Here is a 12,855-nt window from a genome sequence, read left to right on the forward strand (position 1 = left end):
TAGCGTCAATGAGCCGCAGCGGCGAACGATTCGGCGTTGGCCCGGAAGAACTCCTCCAACGTCTGCGGATTCCGGCCGGTGACCGAACGAACCGTGTCGGTAGCGTGGTGGCGCGTCTTCCCTTTGCGGAAGAACCGCCAGAGATTGGACAGATGATCGAGTGCATGAGGATTGAGTCGCGCTTTCACTGCGTCAGCCCACTGCTGGTCTGTGATGGGCACATAACGAATCGGCCGCCCGATCGCCGTGCCCAGAGTCTGGACGATCTGCTCCACGGTGAGAGTTTCGCTTACAAGCGAGTAGACCTTTTGAGATGGCAGATCGGGGCTGGCCAGAAGAGTGGCGGCCACACGGGAGACGTCTTCCGCGCCGGTGAGTGGAATGACGGCGCTGCCATCGCCCCATGGCAGGAAAGCTGTATTTTGCTCGGCCACGCTATGGCTGACAAGAGCGCGTAGATTTTCATAGTAGGGCGGGGTTTGAATGTGAACGGCCCCCACGCGCGCCCAGTCGAAGATACGATCGGCCAGCCGATGCTGCAGATTTCGGAAGGAGGCAGAGTGCTGGAGGTCTCGGAATGCAGGATCATCGGACGTTCCTTGAAACTGTGAGTTGTTCACTATTAACTTCAGGCCCTCAGTACGAGCCGTTGCGGCGAAGATGGTGGTTGCCTCAAGCAGCCCATCGGTTACCGAATAGGTGAAGAAAGCGCGCTGTACACCTCTCATCGCCGCCTGGACCGAGACGGGGTCGAGGAGATCGCCCTCAACGATTTCCGCACCTTGCTGGCGGAGTTCATCGGACCGGGCATCGAGTTTATGGACGAAGGCGCGAACAGAGATTCCCTGCTTGAGCAGAAGACCAGCGACGAGGCGTCCGGTCGATCCCTGTGAACCGCCGGCTGCGCCTGTAATCAGAATGGGATGGGGCATGGAAAGTTCTCCTTTGCTGCATAGGATGATGACTGTAATCCTACAGATTCACATTTTTCTTTTACACGTCTCGGTGCGGCATCGTGGGATGATCGTGAGCATCTTATAATCAGTTATGCGTTACCGACCCGAACATAAAGCGGAAGTCCATCAGAAGATTGTGAAAGACGCCTCGCGGCGCGTTCGCGCCGAAGGTCTAACCGGCGCAGCGGTTGCAGCGGTCATGCAAAGCACAGGTCTGACGCACGGGGGTTTCTACAAGCACTTCGAAAGCAAAGACGAGCTTCTGCTGGAGTCGCTGCATGAGGCCTTCCGGGAGATCGGCGACACCTTGGTCGGTGCGGCGGAACAGTCGCGCCCAGAGGCGGCGTGGAAGGCGATTGTGAAGACTTATCTGAGCGCGGAATACTGCGATCACGTTGAGCGCGGCTGTCCTCTGCCGACACTTGCCCCTGAGCTGGCGCGGGCCGACAAGGAGATGAGGGGCAGGATATTTATCGAGCTTGTGAACTACAAAGATCGAATGATTCCCTTTATGCCGGGCCGGCGAATCGCAGACAGGGAGCGCGCTTTCTTCGTCATCTTTTCAACGATGATCGGGGCGATTGAAATAGCTCGCATGCTGCCAGAGTCCGCGATGCAAGAGAAGGTACTGGCGAACGCAAGAGAATTTCTCTTACACAGTTTTTAAGCTCCTCAGTCATTCTGGCCCGGTTACCGAGCAGAATTGAAAGTCTCGCTGTTCACCGCGTACCAGATTTTAGTTTCAACTTCCGGACAGCCGACGCGCCAAAGTGATGAGCCGATTTCAGTTGCCTCGATTTGCATATCCTCCGAAGAAATCTTGACTTTGCTAAACAGTGTTCATTACTATGAACACTGTTTATGATTACATTGATCGTATCTCGCCGACAGAAACAAAAAGAGGAGTTGCGTAGAGTCATTCTGGATGCCGCCCGCGAGATCTTTGTCGATCAGGGTTACGAAAATTTCTCTATGCGCAAGCTGGCGAAGAGGATCGAGTATTCGCCGGGAAGTATCTATTTGCACTTCAAAAACAAGGAAAACCTGTTCGAGGTTCTCGTAGAAGAAAGCTTCGCGCTACTGCTTATCAGCCTAAACGATCTACGACACAGGCGGAATTGGCACGATCCGCTGGAAGAGCTTAGAAGTGGAATGCAGGCTTACGTCGAGTTCGGATTGAAGAATCAAAGTGACTACCACTTTGTGTTTATGCTGACATCCTCTCCCCAAAAGCGCCCCTACAAGGTGCATGAAGCATTTGATGTCCTGCGCGACATGGTAAAGCGTTGTGTGGAAGAAAAACGGTTTCGAGCGGTCGATGTGGAGCTCACGAGCCAAGCCCTATGGAGCTCTATCCATGGAATCACATCCTTGCTGATACAAAGACCAAAGTTTCCCTGGGAGCCGCAAAAGAAATTAATCGGGCACGTGATCTTCACCGCCACCGAAAGCCTGATCCAAATACCGAACTCCGCGAAGAGGTAGATGACCCTCATGCCAAAATCTACGGCCTATCAAGCGCGTGACCTAAAAGTTTCGATGTGCCGAACCGATCTACCCGTCACGGAACGATCCAATTCATGGCTCTGCCTGGCGATAGCTGCGGTATTGTTGCTGTTCTCAAATGGAGCAAACACGATTGCCCTCGCGGCGTGGCTATCGCCTGTGTTTATGCTGCGTTTTGTCCGCCGACAGCGCTCATACCTTGGTCTCCCGATCGCCTACATCTTGTTCGTCGCGACGTTTTCCTTTCAGTTTAGAGGAATGGTGCCAATCCCCGGAATCGGCTACTATATCTTTCTTGTCGCGTGGGGTGTTTCGCTGGTTTTGCCCTACATCCTCGATCGATTCATAGCGCGCAGACTCACCGGCCTCGCATCGTCCCTCGTCTTCCCAGCCTCATGGGTCGTCACTGAGTACGCCCTCTCGCAAGCGCCATATGGGACATGGGGATCGGCGGCCTACTCACAGTATGGGAATTTGGCGCTGCTACAGCTTGTCTCAGTTACCGGCCTGTGGGGCATAACCTTCCTGATTGGCTGGTTCGCTGCCGTGTGCAATTGGGTCTGGGAGGACGGACTCTACTTCGCGCCTGCGCGTCGAGGCGCATGGCTCTGCGCCGGAACCATTGTGAGCGTGACGCTTCTAGGCGGAGCGAGACTGGCGCTCTTTCCTCCATCGTCACCTACCGTGCGTGTGGCCTCGCTCTCCAGCAGAGAAGTTGCGCCAAAACCCGATCCGGCAATCATAGGGCGAGTGTGGGCGGGCAATGCGACGGCATCTGATAAGACTACGTTCCGTGCCTGGTCGGCGGCTACAAATCAGGATCTGATGACTCGAGCCGAGCAAGAGATGCAGGCAGGCGCCAAGATCGTATTCTGGGGAGAGATCAACGGGCAAGTGATGAAAGGTGATGAAGCTGCATTCGTGGCGCGCGGTGAAGACCTCGCATCAAAGTACCATGCGTATCTGGGAATGGCTCTGGCCGTTCTAAATCAAGGAAAGACTCCCGCTGTAGAAAATAAGTTCGTCTTGATACGACCGGACGGCCGTGTCGCCTGGGAGTACAACAAGGCGCGGCCTATACCTGGCCCTGACGCTAGCCAACAGATACGGGGAGACGGCAGGCTCAGAGCATTGGATACACCGTATGGAAGAGTCAGCTCCATCATCTGCTTCGATGGCGACTACCCCCAATTGCTCGCGCAAGCGGGAACCCTGAAAGTGGACATGATCCTTGACCCCTCAAACGATTGGAGGGCAATTGATCCATGGCACACGCAGATGGCGAGTTTCCGCGCTATCGAGCAGGGGACAAATCTGATTCGACAAACAAGCAAAGGATTCTCTGCCACATTTGATTACCAAGGGCGACGATTGGCGACGATGGACTATTTCCGAACATCGGATTTTGCGATGGTTTCACAGATCCCGAATCGCGGTGTACGGACTATCTATTCGCACCTCGGAGATTGGTTCGCGTGGCTGTGCATAGCCGGATTGCTTGTACTAGTTATCATTTCATTGACTAAGGTACGCCCAACTTGAAATCTCTAACCAGCACATGTTAAAGATAGCGCGTGCGATTGCCGAATGCCAGTGCGATTAGGTCTGCCTTGTTGCACCCACGGATAGGGAAAGTTGGCGCAAGAGGTTTACAAGGTGCTTTTGGTCTGCGCCTGAAAGCTGTGACAGCATACGCATTTCGACTTCCATATGAAACTCAACCATTCCTTCGATCAACTTTTGCCCTTTCGCCGTAAGCGTTATGCGCGAACCTCTTTTGGAAGGCTTGAGTATGGAATCTCTTCTTAGTCCCCGTGTAGTTGAAGCGGAGAGATTGGATGGAGGCGTAATCATCACGTTCGACGATGGCAAGTGCGCTATCCCCCTGAGACTCAATGATTCTGCTCAGTCCCTCCCGGAAACAGGATGGTCTTCAGCGCAAAGAAGTCAGGTTCACATTAAGACCTGCTTAGCGGTCGGACCGTTCCAGATCAACACGCCCAGATTGAGGTTTGCGGCGTGCGGTCGCTGGGATTCCTTGTTAAAGCTCTTGCGCCCAAATCAGTTTTCTAATTTGCGTCCCTGACGAGAACCGCGCATTTGTGGATTGAGGATAACGAAAGACTGTTGGTTTGCGACGTAGAGAGCATTGAACGCTCCAGTTGGGAGCAGCCCGTCGATGGCCAGATGGTCGAGGAGGTCGTCGATGATCCAAGCCTCCGAATCAAGTTTAGTGCCCCCAATCGTGAGCCTGGTGCGAATCGAGCTGGCCGGCACAAATCTTCCGCTATCATTCGACACCCACTTTGATTTAGAGGGCGGCACGGTGACTTTGAGCACAGCAGCACGCAACATTACATGCGTTGTGCCGCTATCGAGCAACAAGCGAACAGAGTGGGTGCTGCTGTCTGTGAGGCCAGTGAGGAAGAGGTCGCGCGTCTCAATTCCTCCAACCCGTGTCTTTACGCTTTCCATCTTGATGTGCTCGCCAGTCAAATTACGAAGGAGAAAGCCGTCTGTATCAACCTCAATTCGGTGATGCTGGTTGTCAATTAGGTAATTGAGTTGAGATAGGACGTCCTGTCCTAGAACCCCGTGAATTTGCGTGTCAAAGGCTTTGTAGGTTACGAGCGACCGCACAAGAGCGAACGCTGGACCTATCTCCCTTGAGCCAAAGTTCACGCGATCCAAGATAACTCGTCCTGTGAATGCCGTGCCGGTCGTTGAAGCTACTTGGGCGCCGGTGGAATGTGGAAGTTGCAGTGCCTCAACCAAGGCTTCATCGATGCAAGAGGAGGTTGCGCCTGTGTCGAGCAGGAAGTCATACGGGCCGTTCCCGTTGATGCCGACTTGGACGACCATCAGAGTGCCATTCAGAGTTACAAACGGAACTATGCTTGCATCTTTGACTCCCTGAGCCGCAAAGCACAAGCCGGGCAGAAGCCAGATCGCGAGAAAGGATCGGTAGGTATTGACCAAGTGCTGTTTTATAGCCTGCCTCATCGCTGCTTCCTTCGATCGGCAGGCTTCGCAGGGTCTTATTGCTCTCTTGAGAGGGATCTATCACTACACCAGGGAGGGCTTGCCTTACCGATGAAGCAACAGTAGGAGCATGTAGGAGACACCGAAAGCACACATGAGGACTTTTAGCGGGCGGAATGGGCCATCTGTGCGCGGCAGGCAGAATGACCCGGCTTCTGCTAACAACGTTCTTCATGCCCAGCGCCACAAGCAAGCTCGTCGGTCCGCGAGCAAGGCACGGGCGCTGCGTCGGGTTAGCGCAGATCTGTGTCGGAAAGGGCTCGGACCTCCGCGGGACTGTGCGAGTACACTCGCTGCCAAGCACGACGAAATTGGCGAGTAGAGGAGAAGCCGGCTCTATCGGCGATATTCTCCATGTCAAGCTCGCTTCGAAGCACTAGCTCCCGCGCAAGAGCGACCCTGATGCTATTACGATACTCAGGAATGGACATTCCTACGTGTTCATGGAAAAGCCGTGAGAGGTGCCGTCCACTGGCACCGGCGAGCTTTGCAAGTTGCGTTCGCGTCCAGGTCTGCGTGGGATCCGCGGAGATGGTGTCCTGTATGCGGTGGACAGCGGGATGGATGTGATTGCGCCCTTCAAGCCAAGGAGAATTCTGGGAATCCGAGCCGTCGCGGCGGAAATAGACGACAAGGTATCTCGCGATAGCCGCTGTGCACGCCGAACCGACCAAACGGCTGACATAGTAGAGCATCAAGTCGATACCGGCAGTTACTCCAGCGGACGTGTACAGATTGCCTTCATGGACGTAGAGGCGATCTGTCAGCACTCTAGCCTTCGGTGCCAGGCGTGAGAGCTCGGTTGTATCGAGATGGTGCGTAGTACACGATCTACCATTAAGCAACCCTGCTTTGGCAAGCAGTAGAGTGCCTGAACAGATTGCCATAAGCGTGTGAGTCGGGCGAATGCTTGTTCGCAGCCAGTCAGCAATGTCTTCCATATCCCGCGCGTCTTCGTTCTTATCGGACGGACTACACCAGGAACAGGGCCGCGCAATATTGCCCACGACCACGACGACACAGTTTTCCGGCAGACTTATGGGCAGGGAATCGGGGCATTGCAGGGAAATCCCTATCGAAGTTGAGATCGATGGCCGAACGCCCAAATAACGGACGTGAAATTCGACGACATCTTGCGTGATATTCGCGCATCTCAGCACCTCGAGCGGCCCGGCTAGATCCAGAAGTGTGGTGCGGGGCAACAACACAACGATGACATGCACGTCACGCTTCTCACGTGCGCTGTCAGGCTTATGGGTGTCATTTGTGTGACCGTGGATAGCGGGGCCATTCATTGAGGGTCTCACTGGTTGAACCCAATTTACTCCGTTTTGCGCGGACAGCAAGGAGAATCCTGGACATCTAACGGACACAATCGGCCATATCCCTTCCGCCATCAAGTCCCCGTAAGGTTGTTGAATGTTCGTACTACGTCGTCTCGCCCCCCAAAAGGCGAGAGAATGCAAGCGGCTTTACGCTAAGCCGCCCCCACCTGCGACCCGTCCCGAAAAGTGGTCTTCATTGAGCCAACCCCCCTGCCCGATAAGAAGACATGGCGGATCGGCTGGCCAGGATACTCTAGTTCGTGATTAAGTTCCAAGTCGATCGCGCGTAACTGGAGTCCTTCGACGGCTTCGTACGGGAGATTCTGCAGCGGTTCATTACGATACTGTCGATTCATCGCCTGTCCTTCGGCTTGCCCCTTGGGAAGAAGCTAAGTTTCAGGACCGTAGATCACGTACAAAATCATCATGAAGCCGCCTAGGCGTGCAGCCTCAATCGAGGCTTCGACATCTTCGAGTTTGCCATGAGATGAATCCGATGCATAAAGTAAACGCCGTCTACCCCCAGTTCTGCTTGCCCGGAAAGTCTGCAAGCGGCATGATCTTGGCACCTCCAGGTGACAAGATGCGCGTTTGTTGGTATCTGTCCACGAAATTAAGCCAGTTCATTCCGAACGATTGCTCTTGTTTAAGTACGAGACATATACTCCCATGGAACGATTACCTAAAGGAAGAAGCGCCCGACTAACGAGGCTGAATGCGCAATCGTCCCATCTCCATATTTCTTTGCTCACCCTGTTGTTCAGTTGGGTCTTCTACTTTTTGATCATCCGTTGCGGTCACCTGGGTGGCGGCTTGGGCGCATACGTCGCAGGTCTCATGTGGTGCCGGGTATGGCCGCGCTGATCACCTGCAGGTTGCTCGGCCGCGACATGAATACGCTCGGCTGGAGCTGGGGTAACGGCCTCGGACCCGGTGTGAAAATCACCCTCGATTTTGACAATAAACGAAGACCATATGTTCCCCCAACTGACACAAGACGGGTAAGCAGCTCATTCAGGAAATGGGAACCCGTATGGGCTTACGCGACCTAGCAACGTGGAGCCACCCCACCAAATGTGAGAGTCTGGACCTTAACTCTTAGAGACGCTGCTTACAATCCTTTGGATGGAGGAAAGAATGAGGGTTACGAATTCAGGATCGGCGAAGATCTGAGATGCGTCAAAGGATTTACCCAACAGTGGAATTGTAATTTCCGCATCCGCAAGAACTTGAGCATCCATCGTCTTTAGGATTTCTCTCAAGGATGCTTGCGCATATGCCCCTCTCACAGAAGCGTTGAAGAGAGCCACCGGCTTGCCGGAGAGTTCTCCGCTGCCGACGATCCAATCTAAAGCATTCTTCAGTGCGCCAGGCACGCCGTGAGCATATTCAGGAGTTGAAAAAAGTACCGCGGACGAATCGCGCAAGGCTGCACGCAAACGCGAGACGGAATTTGGCCCAGGTTCTAAGTCGAGGTCAGGATTGAAAGGCGGGATGGTTTCCAACTCGTTATACAGAACGACATCGACATGAGGCGAAGCAATCAATTTCACCGCGTTGAGAAGTGTCGTGTTCGTCGACTGAGCGCGAAGGCTCCCCGAAATCGCCAACGCTTTCATCTCATTTCGATGAGTAAACGGGCGGAAGGATTCATGGAAGTAGAAGATTGGTACCAGCAGGATCAGAATGCTTCTTACGCAAACGAACGCCAAGTTGCTGAGCTAAATATACTGATTATCCAAACTTAATTGGGGTCCCGTCAGAAAACGGACAACAGCGTACGCTTAGGGTGCTTGAGGCGGCCATCCACCGGTAGACAATAGGCACAGAGACTCCGAGGCGCTGGCTACATCCCATGGGGGCACTCCGCTGGCAAGGAGTTGCTGGATGGAGGTGGCAGCCGACGGAAGTTGATCGTCGGCTTCAGCCACACTGCTATATTTTGGAGCAATTATCGCGCCCTCAGTGTCGGACGAGCTTGATGAGAGCTTCTAATTCCTGTTCCACGACGGCGGCTACCTCAGCCGCCGTGGTATCCCTTCCAACCGGCACCGTCATTGTGACCACACTGCCACCGAGCGGCTTGGGAATAACTCGCAGATAAGCCCCCCGGTGTTTCCATCTGCCATGTGCCTAAGGTAGTCCACCGACAAAGCCGATGGATTCAACATGACATCAACGATGAAGCTGTCGCCGCGTTTGGTGACGCGGAAAGATGAACTCTCTACATTTTCAATGCTGTCGGCGAATACCGGAGCCCACTGGGGTGTTGTCTTTCACTTTTTCTGTCGTATTCTTTTCACGCTAAATGGGGTCCCTTCAGTCCTCCAAGAGCAATAACTGAGCCGAGCGCCTCAGCATTGTTTCCATACGTCAGCCAGTGCCAAGGATGATAGATCTGATACCAGATGTTTTTCATGATTACCCACATCTTACGAAAATGTTCTCGGGCCTAACCATGGACTTCGTTGACTAGCGCTCTACTAGTAAGAAGTTGACCGGTCCGGTTAGCGGCATCGGGATTCTTCAGCTTCGGTGGGAACAACGGATATCCGGAGTGGGTCGCCCTCAGGATCGCCTCGAAGATTCTTACTGATAAACGCCGTCCTCGGAAGTAAAAGGACAGGTCAATCCTCAATGAGTGACTTGACCTGTTAGCGACAATTGAGAGCCAAGCCGCGACAGGCTGAACGATTGGGAGTCAACACAAGCCGACTAGCACCGATTCTTGCACTCTTGCTAGCGGTGCCGACGTGAATACATCCCGTCGGCACCGCTCGTCGATCCAGAGAACCAGAAACCCGTCAATTGACTGTAATTCGCGTGGAGGCCATCGTCCCTGTCACTTCAATTAATGTGGGGCTTCCGTCCAGGTTCCACACTTTGAAGGTGAAGCGGCCACTGTAAGATTTGTTGTCCTCGGCCACCGTAACCTCCTCATCCAGGGTGAAAGTATTGGTAGCCGTCGCCAAAGGTGTGCTTGGAGTGAAGAGCCAGCCAATGTGATGGAGCTTGTAACTTCGCGCGCTCGTTGGCGTCCACACTCCCACGCACACGTTGCCGCCCGCCGGCGCTAGAAACGCACTTTCAAACTCCGTGCCATCGCTGTGCCAGGTGTCAAAGGTATCGTTGAAGATCGATTGATCGACGCTGTTGGTATAGATAACATGCCAGAGACCAACGACCGTTGGCCTGGCTCCAAAGGGTGAGGGGAAATCAAAAGCGGCTTGCGGAATCGAGGGCAATTTAATTGCGGATTGCAGTCCCGGTGTGTTGAACCTTCCGCAGGCTGCGTTGGCCCCGGTTGGGAGAATAAAAAGGCATAGGCCGGCAAGGAGTGCCAGGCCGCCGCCGGGAAAGAGACGCGCCCGCAACCTGCCGGCCGAGGTGATTGAGACTGCTAAATTCCTGACGATTCGATTCATGGTGTTTCTCCTTTTCGGGTCTGGTCTGAGCCAGCAATGTTGCCCGAGTCTGCGGCACCGGCACGATTTAGAGCAATGCCCGCGAGGCGATTTGTTTGTCCCCGTGCAATCCCTGTTGCTGCAAGGAATGAGGCGATCTTGTCCCCACTCGACAGAGGATCAGAAGAACTCATGCGCCCGCACCATACGGGTGTAAAATCTGTTCTTCACTGGTACAGGAGGTGCGGAGTGGCTGTTTTGCCGACCCACGAGATGGTTCGCTTCGGCCTCTTCGAGCTCGACCTCAAGGCTGCGCAGCTGACCAAAAACGGAATAAGGATCCGGCTGTCGCAGCAGCCTCTTCAGCTTCTGTCTGTCCTGCTCGAATCACCCGGCGAGATCGTCACCCGCGAACAGCTCCGTCAGCGACTCTGGCCATCCGACGTCTTCATCGACTTCGACCATGGACTGAACAAGTCCATCCAGAAGCTTCGCGACGCGCTCGGCGACTCGTCCGACTCTCCCCGCTATATCGAAACCATTCCGCGCGTCGGCTATCGCTTCATCGCTCCAGTAAAAGACGAAACACCGCCAGTGGAGTCCGAAGCAGATGCCGAGATCTCTCAGAGTACGCCAAATTTCATTGCTTCTCCGGCGTTGGTTGCTGGCAACCAAAGAGTGCGATGGCTCCTCTTCGCAACAGGGGGCCTCGTGGTAATCGCCGCAATCGGCATCACGATCTATTTCTCTTCCCGTGCCCGTCCCGCCGTCGTAAATTACACACAGCTAACCGATTTCACTGATTCTGCATCAGCTCCCGCCGTATCGCCAGATAGTCATATCCTCGCGTTCATCCGCGGAGATAGCTCCTTCATGCCAGCCGGTCAAATCTATGTCAAGATGCTCCCCGATGGCGAGGCCACGCCTCTGACCAATGATGCGCAGTCGAGATATGGCCTGGCATTCTCGCCAGACGGCTCGCAGATCGCCTACACGGTCTTGGAGGGTTCCTCATTCGACACCTACATCATCTCGGTATTAGGCGGCGGTCCGCATCTTCTCCTTAGCAATGCGGCGGGACTGACCTGGCTCGACCCATACCACCTTCTCTTCTCCAGAATCCGCTCCGGCCTGCATATGGGAATCGTCACCGAAACAGTAACGGGCGACGACTTTCGAGAACTCTATTTTCCCCCTCATGAACGGGCCATGGCCCATTACTCATTCGCCTCCCCTGATCGCAAATCAGCTCTTGTAGTCGAGATGAACGGACAGGGAGATTGGACGCTGTGCCAGCTCATCTCTCTCGTGGGCGAGTCCGCTCCAAAACCAGTAGGGCCAGACGGTGCATGCACCGCCGCAGGTTGGTCGCCCGATGGCTTGTGGATGTACTTCATCGCGATCGTTCAAGGCCAAAGTCATCTCTGGCGTCAGCGCTCTCCAAACAGCCACCCCGAGCAGATCACCTTCGGCCCCTCAGAAGAGGAAGGATTGGCCGTCGAGCAGGATGGCCGATCCGTCATCTCCTCGATTGGTGCGCGTGAAAGCTCCATCTGGATTCACGATGCTGCGGGAGAACGATCCCTGTCGTCCGAAGGAGAGATCGTCGCGGACCTCTCGCCTCCGTCCTTTGGAGCGGACGATAAAACCCTCTACTACCTTCTGCGCCATCAGGATGCGAATGCTGGCCCCGAACTCTGGCGTTTGACGCTGGACACTGGCAAGAGCGAAGCGGTCTTTCCCGGAACGTCCATGACCTCCTACGATGTGTCGCCGGATGAAAAACAGGTCGTCTATACCAACCTGGGTCGCGACGGCAGGTCCCAGGTGTGGCTCGCCCCGATGGACAGAAGCTCCCCCGCCCGGAAGATCGGCCACTCTGGGGAAACAACGCCCTACTTCGGCCCACAGGGACAGATTCTGTTTCGGCTTGCAGAGGGAAACGTCAATTATCTGGAACAGATCAATCAGGATGGCTCCGGACGGTCCAAGGTCCTTCCATACCCCATCAGCGAAGTGCAAAGCATCTCGCCAGGGCGAAGGTGGCTGATGGCAGTCGCTCCTTTTCCTGAAGGCAACAGGATCATACCCATGGTCGTGGCGATTCCGCTCGGCGGCGGATCTCCGCGCCGCATATGCGCAAGCGACTGCGTCCCGGTATGGTCGTCAAGCGGGAGATTCCTGTTTGTTCCAGTCGAAGCATCGTCGCAAACGACTCCGGGACGAAGCCTCGCTATTCCGGTTGGCCCCGGAGAAACCCTTCCGGAGCTTCCTCCCGGAGGCATCCAGCCGCTTGCAGAACCGAGCATCGTTCCGGGTGCCCGGTCGATTAGTCGCGCAGAGCTCGTCCCCGGCAAAGACCTCTCACACTATGCCTACGTGAAGACCGCAGTGCACCGCAATCTCTATCGCATCTCGCTTCCCTGAAGTTATGGTATCTGGGAGTGTCAAACCCGCTATAAAATCCACTAGATACGACGTCAATCTTTGGAATTCCAGAGGTTGGTGCCGCGATCTGGCTGTCTCGCTTGATGACAAATCGCCAATGCACTCATTGAGCTTACAGGTTGAGACTTCCGCATTGCTCCCGAGTCACGGTCAAACCGGAAGCAAAAATTGAGC

The 12,855-nt window shown here is 54.7% G+C and carries 9 protein-coding genes; 4 read left to right on the forward strand and 5 right to left on the reverse strand.

Annotation, left to right across the window (positions count from 1 at the left end; genetic code table 11):
- Positions 1 to 5: 5 nt before the first annotated feature.
- On the reverse strand, positions 6 to 932 hold the full coding sequence (locus tag GSQ81_RS17835; protein WP_158911965.1) for an NmrA family NAD(P)-binding protein: 927 nt from the start codon (positions 930 to 932) through the stop codon (positions 6 to 8).
- Between the two features lie 160 nt (positions 933 to 1,092).
- On the opposite strand from GSQ81_RS17835, the gene GSQ81_RS17840 reads away from it, so the two are divergent.
- The 3 genes from GSQ81_RS17840 to GSQ81_RS17850 all read left to right on the forward strand — a co-directional run bounded on the left by GSQ81_RS17840 (position 1,093) and on the right by GSQ81_RS17850 (position 4,004).
- A complete protein-coding gene (locus GSQ81_RS17840; protein WP_158911966.1) occupies positions 1,093 to 1,623 on the forward strand; it encodes a TetR/AcrR family transcriptional regulator in 531 nt (176 codons plus the stop codon).
- Positions 1,624 to 1,817: 194 nt separating this feature from the next.
- Positions 1,818 to 2,441: a TetR/AcrR family transcriptional regulator gene (locus GSQ81_RS17845; RefSeq protein WP_158911967.1), complete on the forward strand. Its 624-nt coding sequence runs from the start codon at positions 1,818 to 1,820 to the stop codon at positions 2,439 to 2,441.
- A 9-nt stretch (positions 2,442 to 2,450) separates the two neighbouring features.
- Positions 2,451 to 4,004, forward strand: a complete 1,554-nt coding sequence (locus GSQ81_RS17850; RefSeq protein WP_158911968.1) for a nitrilase-related carbon-nitrogen hydrolase — start codon at positions 2,451 to 2,453, stop codon at positions 4,002 to 4,004.
- 519 nt (positions 4,005 to 4,523) lie between these two features.
- Here GSQ81_RS17850 and GSQ81_RS17855 read toward each other — a convergent pair.
- The 4 genes from GSQ81_RS17855 to GSQ81_RS17870 all read right to left on the reverse strand — a co-directional run bounded on the left by GSQ81_RS17855 (position 4,524) and on the right by GSQ81_RS17870 (position 10,254).
- On the reverse strand, positions 4,524 to 5,465 hold the full coding sequence (locus GSQ81_RS17855) for a retropepsin-like aspartic protease (RefSeq protein ID WP_158911969.1): 942 nt from the start codon (positions 5,463 to 5,465) through the stop codon (positions 4,524 to 4,526).
- 272 nt (positions 5,466 to 5,737) lie between these two features.
- Positions 5,738 to 6,901 (reverse strand): GlxA family transcriptional regulator, encoded by a 1,164-nt coding sequence (locus GSQ81_RS20385; RefSeq protein ID WP_371715339.1) that lies wholly within the window; start codon positions 6,899 to 6,901, stop codon positions 5,738 to 5,740.
- A gap of 1,019 nt (positions 6,902 to 7,920) precedes the next feature.
- Positions 7,921 to 8,448: an NADPH-dependent FMN reductase gene (locus GSQ81_RS17865; RefSeq protein ID WP_158911971.1), complete on the reverse strand. Its 528-nt coding sequence runs from the start codon at positions 8,446 to 8,448 to the stop codon at positions 7,921 to 7,923.
- Positions 8,449 to 9,633: 1,185 nt separating this feature from the next.
- A complete protein-coding gene (locus GSQ81_RS17870; protein WP_158911972.1) occupies positions 9,634 to 10,254 on the reverse strand; it encodes a hypothetical protein in 621 nt (206 codons plus the stop codon).
- A 228-nt stretch (positions 10,255 to 10,482) separates the two neighbouring features.
- On the opposite strand from GSQ81_RS17870, the gene GSQ81_RS17875 reads away from it, so the two are divergent.
- Positions 10,483 to 12,660, forward strand: coding sequence for a winged helix-turn-helix domain-containing protein (locus tag GSQ81_RS17875; protein WP_158911973.1), 2,178 nt, complete (start codon positions 10,483 to 10,485; stop codon positions 12,658 to 12,660).
- Positions 12,661 to 12,855 lie beyond the last annotated feature (195 nt).

Source organism: Granulicella sp. L56 (assembly GCF_009765835.1).
Lineage (GTDB): Bacteria > Acidobacteriota > Terriglobia > Terriglobales > Acidobacteriaceae > Edaphobacter.